General features: G+C 68.9%; 20 protein-coding genes. 12 read left to right on the top strand and 8 right to left on the bottom strand.

The genetic code is table 11. The features are described 5' to 3' along the window. Positions 1-249: 249 nt before the first annotated feature. The 4 genes from AC2ITM_RS02160 to AC2ITM_RS02145 are packed head-to-tail and all read left to right on the top strand — an operon-like array spanning position 250 to position 3,014. Complete coding sequence (locus AC2ITM_RS02160; RefSeq protein ID WP_486468199.1) at positions 250-714, top strand: RidA family protein; 465 nt, start codon at positions 250-252, stop codon at positions 712-714. A gap of 1 nt (position 715) precedes the next feature. Beyond that, entirely contained in the window at positions 716-1,483 is a 768-nt protein-coding gene (locus AC2ITM_RS02155) for a glycerophosphodiester phosphodiesterase family protein (protein WP_486468198.1), read from the top strand. A 32-nt stretch (positions 1,484-1,515) separates the two neighbouring features. Further along, a complete protein-coding gene (locus tag AC2ITM_RS02150) occupies positions 1,516-2,721 on the top strand; it encodes a GNAT family N-acetyltransferase (RefSeq protein ID WP_486468197.1) in 1,206 nt (401 codons plus the stop codon). Continuing rightward, positions 2,718-3,014 carry a 4a-hydroxytetrahydrobiopterin dehydratase gene (locus AC2ITM_RS02145; RefSeq protein WP_486468196.1) on the top strand — a complete coding sequence of 99 codons (297 nt, stop codon included), beginning with the start codon at positions 2,718-2,720 and terminating at the stop codon, positions 3,012-3,014. Before AC2ITM_RS02150 ends, AC2ITM_RS02145 begins: the two co-directional genes overlap by 4 nt. A 10-nt stretch (positions 3,015-3,024) precedes the next feature. Here the strand turns inward: AC2ITM_RS02145 and AC2ITM_RS02140 are convergent, their stop codons facing one another. Next, positions 3,025-3,630, bottom strand: coding sequence for a winged helix-turn-helix domain-containing protein (locus tag AC2ITM_RS02140; RefSeq protein WP_486468195.1), 606 nt, complete (start codon positions 3,628-3,630; stop codon positions 3,025-3,027). 129 nt (positions 3,631-3,759) lie between these two features. Between AC2ITM_RS02140 and AC2ITM_RS02135 the strand changes: the two genes are divergently transcribed. After that, positions 3,760-4,335 carry a protein-tyrosine phosphatase family protein gene (locus tag AC2ITM_RS02135; RefSeq protein WP_486468194.1) on the top strand — a complete coding sequence of 192 codons (576 nt, stop codon included), beginning with the start codon at positions 3,760-3,762 and terminating at the stop codon, positions 4,333-4,335. A 212-nt stretch (positions 4,336-4,547) separates the two neighbouring features. Here AC2ITM_RS02135 and AC2ITM_RS02130 read toward each other — a convergent pair whose 3' ends face one another. After that, positions 4,548-5,036, bottom strand: a complete 489-nt coding sequence (locus AC2ITM_RS02130; RefSeq protein WP_486468193.1) for a redoxin family protein — start codon at positions 5,034-5,036, stop codon at positions 4,548-4,550. Between the two features lie 87 nt (positions 5,037-5,123). On the opposite strand from AC2ITM_RS02130, the gene AC2ITM_RS02125 reads away from it, so the two are divergent. Further along, on the top strand, positions 5,124-6,332 hold the full coding sequence (locus tag AC2ITM_RS02125) for an NAD(P)/FAD-dependent oxidoreductase (protein WP_486468192.1): 1,209 nt from the start codon (positions 5,124-5,126) through the stop codon (positions 6,330-6,332). Further along, a complete protein-coding gene (gene rsmD, locus AC2ITM_RS02120) occupies positions 6,332-6,892 on the top strand; it encodes a 16S rRNA (guanine(966)-N(2))-methyltransferase RsmD (protein WP_486468191.1) in 561 nt (186 codons plus the stop codon). Before AC2ITM_RS02125 ends, rsmD begins: the two co-directional genes overlap by 1 nt. Positions 6,893-7,013: 121 nt before the next feature. On the opposite strand, the gene map is transcribed toward rsmD, so the two are convergent. Continuing rightward, positions 7,014-7,847 carry a type I methionyl aminopeptidase gene (gene map, locus AC2ITM_RS02115; protein ID WP_486468190.1) on the bottom strand — a complete coding sequence of 278 codons (834 nt, stop codon included), beginning with the start codon at positions 7,845-7,847 and terminating at the stop codon, positions 7,014-7,016. Between the two features lie 104 nt (positions 7,848-7,951). Then, positions 7,952-8,653 (bottom strand): DNA/RNA nuclease SfsA, encoded by a 702-nt coding sequence (gene sfsA / locus AC2ITM_RS02110; RefSeq protein ID WP_486468189.1) that lies wholly within the window; start codon positions 8,651-8,653, stop codon positions 7,952-7,954. A 45-nt stretch (positions 8,654-8,698) separates the two neighbouring features. On the opposite strand from sfsA, the gene AC2ITM_RS02105 reads away from it, so the two are divergent. The 3 genes from AC2ITM_RS02105 to AC2ITM_RS02095 are packed head-to-tail and all read left to right on the top strand — an operon-like array spanning position 8,699 to position 11,109. After that, on the top strand, positions 8,699-9,421 hold the full coding sequence (locus tag AC2ITM_RS02105) for a competence/damage-inducible protein A (protein ID WP_486468188.1): 723 nt from the start codon (positions 8,699-8,701) through the stop codon (positions 9,419-9,421). Beyond that, positions 9,418-10,167 carry a GNAT family N-acetyltransferase gene (locus AC2ITM_RS02100; protein WP_486468187.1) on the top strand — a complete coding sequence of 250 codons (750 nt, stop codon included), beginning with the start codon at positions 9,418-9,420 and terminating at the stop codon, positions 10,165-10,167. The genes AC2ITM_RS02105 and AC2ITM_RS02100 overlap by 4 nt, the downstream gene beginning before the upstream one ends. A 3-nt stretch (positions 10,168-10,170) precedes the next feature. Then, positions 10,171-11,109 carry an OmpA family protein gene (locus AC2ITM_RS02095; protein WP_486468186.1) on the top strand — a complete coding sequence of 313 codons (939 nt, stop codon included), beginning with the start codon at positions 10,171-10,173 and terminating at the stop codon, positions 11,107-11,109. Between the two features lie 554 nt (positions 11,110-11,663). Here AC2ITM_RS02095 and AC2ITM_RS02090 read toward each other — a convergent pair. From AC2ITM_RS02090 to AC2ITM_RS02075, 4 genes are all read right to left on the bottom strand, one after another. Next, positions 11,664-12,572, bottom strand: a complete 909-nt coding sequence (locus AC2ITM_RS02090; RefSeq protein WP_486468185.1) for a LysR family transcriptional regulator — start codon at positions 12,570-12,572, stop codon at positions 11,664-11,666. 117 nt (positions 12,573-12,689) lie between these two features. Next, complete coding sequence (locus AC2ITM_RS02085; RefSeq protein WP_486468184.1) at positions 12,690-13,067, bottom strand: hypothetical protein; 378 nt, start codon at positions 13,065-13,067, stop codon at positions 12,690-12,692. Positions 13,068-13,083: 16 nt separating this feature from the next. Beyond that, complete coding sequence (locus AC2ITM_RS02080; RefSeq protein WP_486468183.1) at positions 13,084-13,863, bottom strand: DUF6478 family protein; 780 nt, start codon at positions 13,861-13,863, stop codon at positions 13,084-13,086. A gap of 123 nt (positions 13,864-13,986) precedes the next feature. Further along, positions 13,987-14,640 carry a hypothetical protein gene (locus tag AC2ITM_RS02075; RefSeq protein ID WP_486468182.1) on the bottom strand — a complete coding sequence of 218 codons (654 nt, stop codon included), beginning with the start codon at positions 14,638-14,640 and terminating at the stop codon, positions 13,987-13,989. A gap of 139 nt (positions 14,641-14,779) precedes the next feature. Here AC2ITM_RS02075 and AC2ITM_RS02070 point away from each other — a divergent pair, with 139 nt between their 5' ends. Then, the gene (locus AC2ITM_RS02070; protein ID WP_486468181.1) at positions 14,780-15,646 is read left to right on the top strand and encodes a CPBP family intramembrane glutamic endopeptidase; all 867 of its coding nucleotides are present in this window, start codon (positions 14,780-14,782) and stop codon (positions 15,644-15,646) included. Further along, positions 15,643-16,590, top strand: coding sequence for a CPBP family intramembrane glutamic endopeptidase (locus tag AC2ITM_RS02065; protein ID WP_486468180.1), 948 nt, complete (start codon positions 15,643-15,645; stop codon positions 16,588-16,590). Before AC2ITM_RS02070 ends, AC2ITM_RS02065 begins: the two co-directional genes overlap by 4 nt. Position 16,591: the final 1 nt, after the last annotated feature.

Below are 16,591 nucleotides of genomic sequence, written 5' to 3'. Positions count from 1 at the left end.
GCCGGCGCAGGCCTCCGGCGGGAGTATTTCTGGTCAGATGATAAAGAACCGCGTTCCCTGTCATCTGACCAGAAATACTCCGGGGGAGTCTCCGTCAGGAGACGGGGGCAGAGCCCCCTGCCCAGGCCGGAAGCTGTCACACCGGCGTCATGTGGCCGCGCTAACTGCGGGGCCGCATTCGCGGTTGCAATCGCGGGACCAGCGGCTAGCGTCGCGGCCAGTCTGATACATCCCCTTCCGGAGGCCCCCATGAGCACCGCCATCGAAACCCGCCTGGCCGAACTTGGCGTCACCCTGCCCAGCCCTGCCGCCCCTGCTGCGAATTACGTTCCCTTCGTGCAATCTGGCAACCTGGTCTATGTCTCGGGTCAGGTCAGCCAGGATTCCAATGGCCTTGTCACCGGCAAGCTGGGTGCCGAGCTGGATGTCGCGGCCGGGGCTGCTGCCGCTAAGCTCTGCGCGATCTCGCTTCTGGCGCAGGTCAAGGTCGCCTGTGGCGGCGATCTGGGCAAGCTGAAGCGCGTCGTGAAGCTGACCGGCTTCGTCAACTCGACCGCCGAATTCGGCGATCAGCCCAAGGTGATCAACGGGGCCTCCGACTTCTTTGTCGAGGCCCTCGGCGACATCGGGCGCCACGCGCGCTCGGCCGTCTCGGCCGCCGCCCTTCCCTTCAACGTTGCCGTCGAGATCGAAGGCATTTTCGAGGTCGAATAAGATGAACCCGCGTCCCCTGCCCCCGGCTTTCCTTCGGGCCCCCGTCGCGCACCGCGCCCTGCACGACCGCGCCGCCGGCCGCCCTGAGAACAGCCTGGAGGCCGTGGACGCGGCCATCGCCGCCGGCTACGCGATCGAGATCGACCTGCAGCCGTCCTCGGATGGAGAGGCGATGGTCTTTCACGACTATGACCTGGATCGGCTGACCGGGGAAACCGGTCCCCTGGCGGCCTGCACGGCCGCCCGGTTGCAGGCGATGCCGCTGATCGGCGGCACCTCCGGCATCCCGACCTTTGCGCAGGTCCTGGCAAGGACCGCTGGCCGCGTCCCCCTGCTGGTCGAGATCAAGGACCAGTCGGACCGTGCCGGCATCGGCCCGCTGGAAGAGGCTGCGGCACGCGCCGTTGCGGGCTATGAGGGACCCCTGGCCTTCATGTCCTTCAATCCCGACGCCGTGGCCTGCATTGCCCGGCTTTGCCCTGACATCCCACGCGGCCTGACCACCTGGGCCTGGGAAGGCCCCGACTGCGACGACATGGACATGGCGCGGAAAGTCCAGCTGCGCGAGATCGCCGATTTCGACCGTACCGGCGCCAGCTTCATCAGCCACGACGCCGCCGACCTGGCCCGCCCCCGGGTGCGCCAGCTGCAGGCCTCGGGCGTGCCGGTGCTGTGCTGGACGATCCGCTCGCAAGAGGCCGAGGACATCGCCCGCCGCATGGCCGACAATGTCACTTTCGAGGGCTACCCCGCCGCCATTCCCGCTTGATCCTGCGGCCCCGCGCGCCAGATGATCGCGGCATGACCAACCCCTCTGCCGCCCCCGAGATCGAGATCCGCACCCTGACGTCGCTTGGCCAGATCCCGGCCGCCGACTGGGATGCCTGCGCCTGCCCCGAAGCCGCGGACGGTGGCCCGCCCGCCGATCCCTTCACCACCTGGCGTTTCCTGAAGGCGCTGGAGGACAGCGGATCGGTCGGCCCCCGCACGGGCTGGGAACCGCATCACCTGGCCGCCTATGCCGATGGCCTGCTGATCGGCGTGGCGCCGCTTTACGCGAAATCCCACAGTCAGGGCGAATACATCTTCGATCACAACTGGGCCCATGCCTATGAGGGCGCGGGCGGGCAGTATTATCCCAAGCTGCAGATCGCCGTACCCTTCACCCCCGCCACCGGGCGCCGCTTTCTGGCCCGTCCGGGGCACGAGGCGCAGGCCATGGCGGCGCTGCTGCAGGGGGCGGTGCAGCTGGCCGCCGACAACGGGCTGTCGTCGCTGCATGTCACCTTCTGCACCGAGGCCGAAGCCATTGCCGGCGCGCGCATGGGGCTGCTGAAACGCGCCTCGAGCCAGTTTCACTGGCAGAACGACGGCTATGCGGATTTCGACGCCTTTCTGGCCACCCTGTCGTCGCGCAAGCGCAAGAACATCCGCAAGGAACGCGCCCAGGCGCAGGATTTCGGCGGCACGATCGTGGCGCTGACCGGGGATGCGCTGCGCCCCGAACACTGGGATGCCTTCTGGCGCTTCTACCAGGACACCGGCAGCCGCAAATGGGGATCGCCCTACCTGACGCGGGCCTTCTTCGATATCGTGCAGCAGACCATGCGTGACGACGTGCTGCTGGCGCTGGCGCTGCGCGCCGACGGCAGGCCCATTGCAGGGGCACTGAATTTCATCGGGCGCGACACGCTTTACGGGCGCTACTGGGGCTGCACCGAACATCACCCCTGCCTGCATTTCGAACTGTGCTATTATCAGGCCATCGATTTTGCCATCGCCAAGGGCCTTGCCCGGGTCGAGGCCGGTGCCCAGGGCGAACACAAGCTGGCGCGCGGCTATCTGCCCAGCCTGACCCATTCGCTGCACTGGATCGCCGATGCCGGTTTCCGCAAGGCCGTCGCGTCCTATCTGGAGGCCGAGACCCGCGCGGTCGATGAAGACATCGAGGTACTGACCGCCTACGGACCCTTCCGGCGCAGTGCCTCGCAGGAGGACCACCAATGACCGAACCCCTCAGCGCATCCGCCCAAGAGGCCCTGCTGGAACCGCTGTACCAGACCGGCTGGACCTACGACCCCGACACCCAGGCCCTGAAGAAGGACTTTGCCTTCGCCGATTTCACCGAGGCCTTCGCCTTCATGACCCGCGCTGCCCTCTGGGCCGAGAAATGGGACCACCACCCGGACTGGAGCAACAGCTACAACAAGGTCCATGTCTCGCTGACCAGCCACGACATGGGCGGCGTCACCTCGCGCGATGCCAAGCTGGCGCGCAAGATGGACCAGCTGATCGGCTGAGCCCCCGGGATCAGACCGCCATGCGCACCAGCGCCTGCAGCAGCGTGGCCGGGCAGGCCTGCGCCGGCTCTGACAGGGCCAGCGCCAGGCCGTCGCGCAGCCGGGGATGCAGCACCACCGAAGGGTCCTCGGCCCGGTGGAAGGCCCAGCGGATGTGACGCAGCCAGGCCGCCCTCAGCGCGGCCGCCAGGATGTCGTCGGCCACCAGCGCCGAGGCAGCCTCCATCATGCCCGACATGCTGACATAGAGCGCATGCAGCGATCCGCCGTCGCCCGCCAGCGCCTGGCGCGCCACCAGAAGCCGCGCCTGCACCGTCTGCGGCACCTGGGCGCGCGGCAGCGGACAGGCGGCGGCGGCCTGCAGCAGGGCGCGAAAGGCGGCCTCGTCCCCCTGGCGGTGTTCCGACAAAAGCGGCGTCACGATGGTCCCCACGCCCGAGCGCGTCTCGACCAGGCGTTCATAGGCCAGCATCTGCAGCACCTGCCGCACCGGCGTACGCGAGACGCCGAATTCCGCCGCCAGCTGCCCTTCGTGCAGCAGCAGGATCTCGTCGCCCGGGGCAAGGCAGATCCGCTCGCGGATGGTGGCCGCGATCTCTGTGCTGTTCTTTCTCATGCAACCCTCGCGCCCGCGCCGGTTTTCGCCCGCAGGCTGGTTACCACCGCCCCCACAGGATGTATATATTGACAACCAGTCGTGCTGCACTGCGGCAATGACAGTGGCAATTTTCTGCAGGAGCAAAGCATGGATGGCGAAAATGACAGCAGCAGCCTGATGCGCGCCTGCCTGCCCCTGCCGGGCGGCGGCCAGGTGGTGCTGTCGGGATTTCCCGGCCTGCAGAGCAGCATTGACGGCCAGGCCTATATCGACCCGGCCTGCCTGCACGAGACGCTGGACGACATCGCGGCCACCGGGGCCCGCCGTCTGATCCTGCTGGCCGAAACCGCCGAGCTGCCCGCCGGTGCGCCGGGCCTGCTGGCGGCCGCGCTGCAGCCCCGCGACATCGCGCTGCTGCATCTGCCGATCGCCGATTTCCAGCCGCCCGACGCCGCCTTCATGGCGCGCTGGCGACAGCTCTGGCCCGGGCTAGCGGCCGGGCTGGCTGCAGGCGACACCTGTGCGCTGGCCTGCCAGTACGGCGCCGGGCGCAGCGGTCTGATAGCGGCGCTGATGATGATCGAGCGTGGCACCGCCCCCGACCAGGCCATCGCCACCGTGCGCCGCGGCTTTCACGAGGCGGTCGAAAGCCCGGCTCAGGTCGCCTGGCTGCAGGCGCTGAAAAGCGAACCCGGCAGTTCAGAAAATGACCGCTCAGATTGACTTTGCCCCTGTATACATGTACCTGTACGCTCAACCTATGCTGAAAGCTGGCGCAGATCCGGCATTGGCATCGGTTCCCGTGGCCGGTCATGCCCATCCATGCCCGCCGCGTGGTCTATCGGGGTAGAAGCAACGCCTTGGCGCTGTCCGAGATGCGAAGGCCCGGGAGCGGTTCGCCGCCCCCGGGCCTTCCTGCTTTCAGATCCCGGGGATCAGATCGCCGCCAGCAGCGTTTCACCGGCGGACAGTTCGCAGACGCCCGGGCTTTCCTCGACGTTCAGCACCTTCACCTCGCCGTCCTCGGCATAAAGGGCATAGCGCTTGGAACGGTCGACGAAACCGATGGGCGGCGCCGAGAAATTCAGGCCGATGGCCTTGGTGAAATCGCTCAGCGGGTCGCCCAGGAAGGTCAGGCCCGCCACGTCGGCGCCGGTATCCTTGGCCCAGGCCGCCATCACGAAGGGGTCGTTGACCGCGACGCAGATGACCTCGTCCACGCCCTTGGCCTTGAAGGCATCGATGGTGCGGATGAAGCTGGGGACATGGGCGCTGGTGCAGGTGCCGGTATAGGCGCCCGGCAGACCAAAGATCACCACCTTGCGGCCAGCGGTCTTGTCCTTGATCGAGACGGGCTTGGGGCCCTCGGCGGTCAGAGTGACCAGCGTGGCATCGGGAAGGGTGTCCCCGGTGGAAAGGGTCATGGCGTAATCCTGTCGTTGAATTGCGTTTACCGTGAGACGGACTATAGCTTTTGCCCGGCAGGGAGCCAGAGACAGAAAGGTAACTCCATGACCCATATTGCCGTGATCGGGGCCGGCCAGGCCGGGGCCTCTCTGGTGGCGAAGCTGCGTGCGCTTGGCTTTGACGGGCGCATCAGCCTGTTCGGGACGGAAAAAGCCCCGCCCTATCAGCGCCCTCCGCTGTCGAAGAAATACCTGCTGGGCGAGATGGAGGAGGCGCGGCTGTATCTGCGCCCGGCCAGCTGGTACGCCGACAACACCATAGAATTGCACACCGGCTGCACCGTCGAGGCCATCGCCCCCGCCTCGAAAGAGCTGATCGTCGACGGCAACGTGGTGACCTATGACATGCTGGCGCTGACCACCGGGTCAACGCCGCGCCACCTGCCCGAGGCCCTGGGCGGCCGGCTGGGCCATGTCTTTACCGTGCGCGATCTGGCGGATGCCGATGCGATGGCGCCGCATTTCACCGAAGGCGCCCGGGTGCTGATCATCGGTGGCGGCTACATCGGGCTTGAGGCCGCGGCGGTGGCCGCGAAGAAGGGCCTGCAGGTCACCCTGGTCGAGATGGCCCCGCGCATCCTGCAGCGCGTCGCCGCCCCCGAGACCTCGGACTATTTCCGGGCGCTGCACGAAAGCCATGGCGTGCGGATCCTGGAAGGGGTCGGTCTGGAACGGTTGACCGGAGAGGGCACGGTTTCCGGGGCGATCCTGTCGGACGGCACCCGGCTGGAGATCGACTTTGCCATCGTCGGCACCGGCATCCTGCCGGTCACCCACCTGGCCGAGGACGCGGGCCTGGCGATCGAGAACGGCATCCGCACCGATGCGCAGGGCCGCACCAGCGATCCGTCGATCTGGGCGGCGGGGGACTGTGCCTCGTTCCCGCATGGCGCGGGGCGGCTGCGGCTGGAATCGGTGCCCAATGCCATCGACATGGCCGAGCTGGTGGCCGAGAACATGCTGGGCGCGGCCAAGACCTATGTCCCGGCGCCCTGGTTCTGGTCGGACCAGTACGACGTCAAGCTGCAGATCACCGGGCTGGGGACCGGATACGACCGGATCGTCACCCGCCGGGGCGACAAGGGAGCGGTGTCGCACTGGTACTATGCGGGCGATCGCCTGCTGGCGGTCGATGCGATGAACGATCCGCGTGGCTACATGGTGGGCAAGCGGCTGATCGATGCCGGCCGGAGCGCCGATCCGGCGCGGGTGGCCGATCCTTCGGTCGATCTGAAGGAGCTGATGAAGGGCTGATGCGCATCATCGGAGGCGAATTCCGCGGCCGCCGCCTGGCCGCGCTTGGCAAGGGGGACATGGGCGCGCATCTGCGGCCCACCACCGACCGGGTCCGCGAGAGCCTGTTTTCCATGCTGCTGGGCGGTCGCTTTGACGATCCCATCGAGGATGCGGTGGTGCTGGACCTGTTCGCGGGCACCGGCGCCCTGGGGCTGGAGGCGCTGTCGCGGGGCGCAGCCCGGGTCACCTTCGTCGATGACGGGCGGGTGGCGCAGAAGCTGATCGCCGCCAACATCGCCGAGCTGAAGCTGCAGGGGCGCACCGCCGTCAGCCGGGCCAATGCGACCCGGCTTCCGGCCAATGCGGGGGCACCGGCAACGCTGGTCTTCCTGGATCCGCCCTATGGGCTGGATCTGGGAACCAGGGCGCTGGCGGCGGCCCGGACGGGGGGCTGGATCGCCCCCGGGGCGCTGATCGTCTGGGAGGAAAGCACGGCCCAGGAGGCGCCCGAGGGCTTCGGCCTGCTGGAGACCCGGCGCTTTGGCGACACCTGGGTGACGTTCCTGGACGCGGACTGAGTTGGAAGCGGATGGAGGGCGCGGAGCCCGGGCCGAGGAAGGGGGCTCTGCCCCCGTCCCCTGCGGGGACTCCCCCGGAGTATTTATGGCCAGATGACGGGGAACGGCGTGGCGCCCGGGATCAGGCGCTGGCCTCGGCGGTGTAGGTCGGGTGGAAGAGGCCGCCGGGCGACAGGGTGAAGATGTCGACGCCATCGGCGGTGACGCCCACCGAATGCTCGAACTGGGCGGAGAGCGACTTGTCGCGGGTGACGGCAGTCCAGTCGTCGGCCAGCACCTTGGTTTCCGGGCGGCCGAGGTTCACCATCGGCTCGATCGTGAAGATCATGCCCTCTTCCAGCACGGCGCCGGTGCCGGGGCGGCCGTAGTGCAGCACGTTCGGCGGCGCGTGGAAGACCTTGCCGACACCGTGGCCGCAGAAATCGCGCACCACCGACATGCGGTGGCCCTCGACGAACTGCTGGATCGCGTGGCCGATGTCGCCGAAGGTGCGGCCCGGTTTCACCTGCTCGATGCCGATCATCAGCGCGTCATGGGTGACCTGGATCAGCCGCTCGGCCTTGCGCGAGAGTTTCCCGGCCACGTACATGCGCGAGCTGTCGCCGAACCAGCCATCCACGATCACCGTCACGTCGATGTTGAGGATGTCGCCATCCTTGAGCGTCTTCGGCCCCGGAATGCCGTGGCAGACTACGTGGTTGATCGAGATGCAGGAGGCGTGCTTGTAGCCCTTGTAGCCGATCGTCGCCGAGGTGGCGCCGTATTCGGTGACCTTGTCCTCGATGATGCGATCAAGGGCCTCGGTGGTCTGGCCGGGGAAGACATGGGGGGCGATGTCGTCGAGGATCCGCGCCGTGACCTGCGAGGATTTGCGCATCCCCTCGAAATCGGCCGGTTCGTAGATCCGGATGCCTTCTTTCGTCATGCGACCGCGGTGTTCCTGTTTCAACGTCATCTGCCCTTGCAACATGGGGGCACCGGAGGCGGCAGGGCCGGACCGGCGCTTTCCTTCGGAGTAATGCAGTTTTCCGCCGATGGCCAGTGCGGCGGCGCCTTTGCCTAGGGCGCGGGCAGCGGCGCCCCGAGGGTGATCGCCTGCGGCGTGATGGTGCAGCCGAAGGCCAGGGCCTCGACACCGGCAGCGCGGGCGCTAGCATAGCCTGCGGCATAGCCCGGGTCGATATCGGCGGCGAGCGCGGTGCGCGTGGCATCGGTGCGCTGCACCAGGAACAGCATGACCGCGCGGTGGCCGGCCTGTGCCATCTGCGCCAGCTCTTGCAGGTGTTTCAGGCCGCGGGCGGTGCGGCTGTCGGGGAATTCCGCCAGGCCCGGGTGGCGCGACAGGGTCATCGACTTGACCTCGACATAGGCATCGGGGCGGTCGGGAGCCTTCAGCAGGAAATCGACGCGGCTGCCTGCGCCATAGGCCTGTTCCGGCAGGACCTGGGAATAGCCCTGCAGGCCCGGCACCTGATCCGCCAGCAGCGCCTCGCGCAGGGCGCGGTTCGGCACCGAGGTATCGACGCCGGTGAAATGGCCGCCCGGATGTTCGACCAGCCGCCAGCCGTATTTCAGCTTTTTCTTCGGATCGTCGTTCGGTTCGACCCAGATCCGCATCCCCGGTTCCGCCAGCCCCAGCATCGAACCGGGATTGGCGCAATGGGCCGTGACCTCGGTCCCGTCGTCCAGCCGGATATCCGCAAGAAAGCGCTTGTATCGGCGCAAGAGCGTGGCGGGGACGAGAGGGGTTTGAAAGCGCATGTGGCGGCCCTATAGATTTCGACAGCCAATGCCAAGGAGGCCATGATGCCCAATCCCACCGCCGCCATGCTCGTCATCGGGGACGAGATCCTGTCGGGTCGCACGCGCGATGCCAACATGTTCCACCTGGCCGGCGAGCTGACGAAGGCGGGCATCGACCTGAAGGAAGTCCGCGTGGTCAGCGATGATGCCGCGGCGATCGTCGCGGCCGTCACCGCCCTGTCGGATGCCTATGACGAGGTGTTCACCTCGGGAGGGATCGGGCCGACCCATGACGACATCACCGCCGATTGCGTGGCCCAGGCCTTTGGCCGCAGCATCGATGTGCGCGAGGATGCCCGCAAGCTGCTGAGCGACCACTGGAATGCCCGCGGCGTCGAGATCAACGAGGCCCGCCTGCGCATGGCCCGCATCCCCGAGGGCGCGACGCTGATCGACAACCCGGTGTCGGTGGCGCCGGGCTTCACGGTGCAGAACGTGCATGTCATGGCGGGCGTGCCCAGCGTCTTCGAGGCGATGGTGGCCTCGACCCTGCCGAAGCTGACCGGCGGCCAGCCCCTGCTGTCGCAGACGCTGCGCATCGACCGCGGCGAGGGCGAGATCGCAGGCCCGCTGCGGAAGCTGGCCGAAGACTATCCGGCGCTGTCGATCGGGTCCTATCCCTACCAGCGCGACGGCGTCTACGGCGCCAATATCGTGATCCGGGGCACCGATGGCGCGATGATCGACGCCGCCATGACCCGCCTGGCCGAGACCTTTCCCGCATGACGACCTGTGACACCCCCGATGCCGCGCTGAACGCCCGCACCGCCTTCTACATGGCGGTGGTCGATGCCACCTGGCCCGCCGCCGAAACGCGCCCCCATGGGCCCTTCGTGCTGCGCCGGGGCGCGGGCGGCGGCAAGCGCGTCTCGGCGGCTTCGGCCACCGGACCGGTGAGCGAGGCCCAGATCGACGCGGCCGAAGCCGCCATGCTGGCGATGGAGCAGCCCCGGCTGTTCAGCATCCGCCCCGGGGACGAGGCGCTGGACCAGGCACTGGCGACGCGCGGCTATGCGATCATCGATCCGGTGAACATCTGGGCCTGCCCCGTCGAGGTGCTGACCGTCCAGCCCCGCCGCCCCGGGGTCTATGGCTTTCCCGCCTGGCCCGTGCTGGAGATCCAGCGCGAGATCTGGGCCGAGGGCGGCATCGGCGCGGCGCGGGTCGCGGTGATGGAACGGGCGCCCGCGCCTGCCACGACGCTGGTGGGCCGGGTGGACCAGGATCCGGCGGCCTCGGCCTTCGTGGCGATCCATCAGGGCGTCGCGATGCTGCATGCGCTTGAGGTGCTGAAGGCCTTCCGCGGCAAGGGGCTGGGCCGGGCGATGATGCTGGATGCGGCCGACTGGGCCGCGCAACAGGGCGCGCGGGAATTCTCGGTCGTGTGCACCACGGAAAACGATCCCGCGAACGGGCTGTACCGGGCGCTCGGGATGGTCTGGCAGGGGCGCTACCATTACCGCATGGCCTGAGCGATGGTCCTGCGTTTCCTCTGTCCTGCCCTGGCACTGGCGCTGCTGGCAGCCCCGGTGCAGGCACAGCAGCTGCCGGCCTCGGCCAGCCTGACCCATCAGGAGCTGCGCGACCCGGGCCGCTACGACCTGCCCACCGGCCCCTATGCCGAGGGCACCCTGCCGAGCGAACCCTATACGGGGCATGTGCTGCTGCGCAGCTGGCGCATCCCCGGGCGCACGCTGACGGTGGAACAGATGATCGCGCCGCTGCGCGAGCAGCTGCTGGCGGCGGGCTGGGACCTGCTGCTGGATTGTCGCGACCGCAATTGCGGCGGCTTCGACTTTCGCTTCGCGACCGAGGTCATCGCACCGCCGGACATGTCGGTGGACCTGTTCGACTTTCAGGCGATCTCGGCCCGCCGCGAGGGGGCGGACGGCCCCGAGGCAACCTTTGTGCTGGTCAGCCACGGCCCCGATGCGGGCTATGTCCAGATGATCACCGTCACCCCCGAGGACGCCCCGCCCCCCGCCGCCACGCCGCCCCATGTGGTGACACCCCAGGGCGGACGGCCGGTGCAGGCCTCGGGGCTGCTGGCACGGCTGCAGGGCCGCGGCCATGTGGTGATCCCGGGGCTGGATTTCGCCACCGGATCGGCCAGCCTGACGGCCTCGGATACCGACAGCCTGACGCAGCTTGCGGACTTCCTGAAGGCCGATGCGACGCGGCGGGTGGTGCTGGTGGGCCATACCGACAGCGACGGCGGGCTGGAGGGCAACCTGAAACTGTCGCTGGCCCGCGCCCGCGCCGTGGCAGAGGTGCTGGAGCAGGATTACGGCGTGCCCGGGGCGCAGCTGGATGCGCGGGGGGTTGGCTATCTGTCCCCGCGGGACAGCAACCTGACCGAAGCGGGGCGCCAGGCGAACCGCCGGGTCGAGGCCGTTCTGGTGCCTGCCGGCTGACACCCGGCCCGGGGGCCGTCCAGCAACCCGCGCAGGCCGCCGCCCGGGAACCGAGTACCCCGGAGCGAACCCTGCCCCCGGGGGCCCGCCGTCACCGCCCCCGCCGGCAGAACCCGCGCCCGGTGCTGACAGCTGCACGGCCCGCCCCGGCACGGGGCAGGCCCCTGCGCCGGACACTGACACTATTAACGACCACGCGGGTGGTTACGGGGAATGTGGCACGCCCGGACGCCCCCTGCGCGCAGCTTCCCTGCCCGCCCGACGCCCGCAGCTCCATCCGCCGAAAAGGCCCGGGACCGTCAAACCGTCCCCCATGATGGGCAACGCAGCAAGATTGATGATCACTCCCGGTCCCTGCCCCCTGTCAAAGGCCAAAACCAGGTGGCCAGCGCCGCTCGGCGCAGCGTCCATGCCCCCGGCAGGCGACACGCCCGGCGATCCGCCTGTTCCAGAAGGCCACCGAAGCAGCCCCCGCAACAGGCAACGCAGGAAGATTGACAAGCAGCCCCCGCGCCCGTCGAGATCCGCATCCGGGCGGCCGTTCGGCCGACGGTCTACCAGCCCAGCGGCCCGCGACCGCCGAAGGCACGCGACAGGTGGTCCAGAAAGACCCGCAGCTTGGGCTGGGTGATGGCACCAGGGGCATGCAGCGCCTGAATCTGCAGGGTCTCGCGCGGCAGGTCCGGCAGGACCTCCTTCAGGCGTTTCGCCCGCAGCGCGGGCTGGCACAGGAACGCGGGCAGCTGGCCGATGCCCAGCCCGTCCTCGGCCGCCTGCAACAGGGCGCGGCCGTCGTTCACCGTCAGCACCCCGGCGGCGCGCACCGTGCGCTGTTCGCCCGATCCTGCCGTAAGCGTCCAGGACGGCCCCGCCGCCATGTCCGAGTAATGCAGCAGGCGATGCTCGCCCAGATCCTCGATGCGCTGCGGCCGGCCGGCCTGTTCCAGATAGGCGGGGCTGGCAACCAGCATCCGCGCGCTCTGCGCCAGGCCATGCACCGTCAGCCCCTCGGGCGGAGCGCCGTTGCCGATGCGCAGCGCCATGTCGAACCCTTCGGCCAGCAGATCCACGGGGCGGTTGGTCAGCTCCATGCTGACGTTCACCTCGGGGCAGGCGGCCAGGAATTCCGCCACCACCGGCGCCAGGTGGGTGACGCCGAAATCGGTGCCCGCGGTGATCCGCAGATGCCCCGCAGGCGCCGCATGCATCGCCGTCACCAGCGCGTCGGCCTCGCCCGCGTCTTCCAGCACCCGCCGCGCCCGGTCGTAATAGGCCAAGCCGATCTCGGTCGGGGACACCCGCCGCGTGGTGCGGTTCAAAAGCCGCACGCCCAGCCGCCCCTCGAGCGCCGCGACATGCTTGGACACCGCCGACTTCGAGATCCCCATCTTGCGCGCCGCGTCGGTAAAGCCGCCCTGGTCGACCACCGCCGCGAAGGCTTCCATTTCCGTGAGCCTGTCCATGCCTGTCCTCCGGCCCTCTCCCATGGCAAGGGTCGGGTCGAAATCGGGCAGAAAAAAGGCAGGGGCAGGACAATATCGGGGTTTTAAGATTAATCGTTTATTACCCCGAAACAGCAATCAGACCTCCTTGTCCTCGCCCGCGCAATGGGCGCGGAAGGCGCGTTTCAGCAGGTCCAGCTCGGCGCGCAGCAGGCTGACCTCGGCGCGCAGGCTGTCGGTCAGGGCCTCGGCGGCCAGGAAGGCGAAGCTGCCCAGCACCGCCCCGTCCGGCCCCTGGATGACGATCACCTGCACCCCGTCCGACAGCGCCTCGGGCGGCAACGGCACCCGCAGGTCCCAGGTGCCGGGGGCACCGTCCCGGGTCAGGGTGACGCCCGGCACGGGCTGGTCGCGCCAGCTGACGCGCAGCACCGGCGCTGGCCCGTCAGGGCCGCTGAGCCGGGCCTGCCAGACCCCGGATACCAGGCGCGTCGCAGTCAGGATCAGGGCGGTCATGGGTCCCTCCGTCGCATCACAGATCGGCCCGCAGGCGACGGCTGAACACCAGATCGTCCAGGTCGATGCCGTTCATCCGCGGTGCGCCGAAGATGACGTCGATCCAGGCGCGTTCGATCCGGGCCTCGTTCAGCTCGGCATAGGCCAGGTCGAATTCGGCGACGCGCTCGTGCCCGTCGCCGGAAAGTTCCTGCACCAGTTCCTCGGTATTGGGGCCGTGGCGGATGCACAGCCGCACGAACAGCGGCAGCGGGCGTTCACTGCGCACCTGGGCATCGACCCGCAGGATGTGGCGCCGGCCCAGGTCGCGCACCACCGGTTCTGGCAGGTCGACCACCAGCGACAGGAAGCTGCCGCGGAACGAGAAGACCTCCAGCCGCAGGCCGAAGGGCGCCAGACCCTGCCGCAGCGGGCTGCGAACCTGCCTCAGGATGATCTCGCCCCGGGGGCAGTCGTGGAACAGCGACACGTCCTCTCCCAGCATTTCGCCGGGCGACAGGGCGGTCAGGCCGATCTCGGGGACGGGGCCGCGCCACAGGGCCGGCCGCAGGGCCCAGTCGACACCATCGCCGGGATCGAAGGGCATGGCGGAACTGCCGATCGCGGGCAACGTCAGGCGGGCGTCGGCCAGGTGGATCAGTTCGTCCAGCGTGCCGCGCAGCAGATGCGCCTGCTGCAGGTCGCGGCGCAGGCGGGCCAGCGGGGCATCCGTAGCCGCACGGCAGCGGGCATGCCATCGCCGCAGCTCTCGCCGCGCCAGCCAAGCGTCCCGCAACCTGTGAAACCGTCCTGCCATCGCACCCCGGGGTCCGTTCCCCGGCAGGTTAGCGCGACTTTGCGCGCAAAACCAAGGCAGATCACAACCCTTGCGGGAAAATCTGAACCGGAGGGCGATCCGACCAGGGCTGCGGCGATCCGGTCAGGACCCGTCGCGCGTCGCCAGCTGGATCGAGCGCGCCAGGGTCTGCAGCAGGACCCGGCCCGCCTCGCCGCCGACATCGCTGTTCTTGGGTCCATAGGCCGCCATCGAGACCAGCTGGCCCTTCAGTTCGAACGCGCCGCGCCAGTGCTGCGGATCGGCGGTGTTGATCAGCGTGTCGCCCCCCTTGGCCAGCAGCAACAGCCGCAGCCCGGCCCGGTTCAGCGCCTTCAGCACCTCGCCGGGGGAAAAGCTGCTGGCCAGCGCCTGGGCGCGCGGCAGGGTGCCTGAGGCCGGCGTCACGGTGACGGTCAGCACCGCGGCCTCGACCGGGGCGCCGATCAGCCCGCCCGACAGCACGTCGCAGCGCGCCAGCAGGGCAAAGGATTTCTCGGGGCGGTTGCGCAGGCTACGGGCGTCGATGCAATAGCCGTCGGGGCCACGGATCACGATGCTGCCGCCCGACAGCTTGGCCTGGGTCAGGGCCTGACCGCTGGCGTCGTCCATGGTCGACAGGAACCCGATCGAGCCCTCGGCCTGCGGTGCAGGTTCGCAGCCCGCCAGCGCCATCGCCGCCCCAAGAGCCAGGGCGCCGGGCCGCAGCAGGCGCCAGGACAGGCCAGAGAACGGGGGGTAACGGACAGGGGCGGACATCGTAACGCTCACAGGGGGACTCGGGATACCTTATACCAAAGGTTGCGTGCTCTTAGGGCAGGGAAAGTTGTCACACAAGGGTTGCGCCCGCTGCATATGGGCGATTGCGAGCCGACGGGCCCGGCGATAGCCTGCCGGAATGGACCGATCCGACCAAGATGACCTGCCCTGCACTGCCGAACCCTGGCAGGATGACCCGCCCGCCCTGTGGCGCACGGGGCTGGGGGTGGGCATCTTCATGCTGCTTTACCTGACGATCTCGGGGATCTGGTTCCTGGGGGCGGCGATGCTGTTTCCGCCGCCGGCGGGCGGGATCTCGGCGCGGCTGACGCTGATCTTTCTGGGCTCGTTCAGCGCCGGGCTGCTGGGGATGGCGGGGATGCTGGCCATGGTGCACAGCCGCAGCCTGCTGGCGCTGACCGGCCCCTGGCCGCTGGCGCTGCGCCAGGGGCTGAAGGTGGCCGCCGCCGCGCTGCTGCTGCAGGGCCTGCTGTGGCTGCTGCCCCTGCCCGAGGCCCTGACACCCCAGCCCTACCTGTCGCCCGGCCACTGGCTGCTGCTGCTGCCGCTGGCGGTGCCGATGATCGCCGTGCAGATCGCCACCGAAGAGCTGATGTTCCGCGGCTACCTGCAATCGCGGCTGGCGGCGCGCTTTGCCAGCCCCTGGATCTGGATGGCGGCGCCCTCGATGCTGTTCGGCCTGCTGCATTTCCAGAGCGATTCCGGCGCCAATGCCCCCTGGTTTGTCGCCTCGGCCACGCTGTTCGGGCTGGTCGCCGCCGATCTGACCCGGCGCAGCGGCACGCTGGGCCCGGCGCTGGCGCTGCATTTCGTCAACAATCTGATGGCCATCCTGGTGGTGTCGTTCAATGACCAGCTGGGCGGGCTGGCGCTGATGCACCTGCCGGTATCCGAGGGCGACGCCGCGCTGCGCCCGCTGATCCCGCTGGATCTGGCCACCACTGCCGTCACCTGGCTGGCGGCCCGAACGGCCCTGAAGACATGATCCCATTTCTGTCCGGTGCGGGCCTGCCCCGCGCCTATGCCCCGCACGCGGCCTTCACCGCCGCCGCCCGTGCCGATTCCGCGCCGCTGTGGCGCGCCGCCCTGGGCCTGATCCTGGTCGAGATGATCTTTGCCGGTGGCCTGTCGGTCTTTGACGGGCTGACGGCGCGGATCTCGGGGGATTTCGCAGATGCGGTGCTGGTGGGCGATACTGCCGCCGGGCTGATCGTCCAGCTGGCTTCCTATGCGGTGCTGGGGCTGGGGGTGGCGGCGGTGGTGCGCATCCTGCACGCCCGCAGCCCCGCCACCCTGTTCGCCCCTGCGGACATGCCCGCCGCGCAGATGCGGCGGCTGTTCCGCCAGGCCTTCCTGGGCGCCATGACCTTTTACCTGGCGGTGCAGCTGCTGCCGCCCTGGCAGGATTTTCGCGCCGTCGTGGCGATGAAACCCCTCGACCACTGGCTGGCCGCCCTGCCCTTCGCGCTGCTGGCGCTGCTGCTGCAGACGGCCTCGGAAGAGATGATGTATCGCGGCTATCTGCAGCAGATGCTGGCGGCGCGGTTCACATCTCCGTTGGTGTGGATGGTAGTGCCGAACCTCGCCTTTGCCTCGGTGCACTGGGACAGCGGCGCCACGCAGGCCGAGAACCTGCAATACGTGATCTGGGCCTTCTGCTTTGGCCTGGCCTGTTCGGACCTGGCCGCGCGCACCGGCAGCCTGCTGCCCGGGATCGGCCTGCACCTTGCCAACAACGTCTATGCCTTCGTGTTCTTCGGCGACCTGCATGGCGCGGATTCGGGGCTGGCGCTGTTCTTTTTCCCCGAATACGACCCCCTGCTGCCCGACGATGCACCGCTGGGTCCGGTGCTGTCGCTGTCGCTGGGAACCGAGCTGGCAATCCTGCTGCTCGCGTGGCTTTCCGCCCGGCTGGCCTTGCGGCGTTGAT

The sequence above is a fragment of the Pseudooceanicola sp. NS-SX9 genome, from assembly GCF_057380705.1.
Note: the sequence above shows the minus strand (reverse complement) of the source record. Positions and strands in the feature narration are given on the sequence as shown.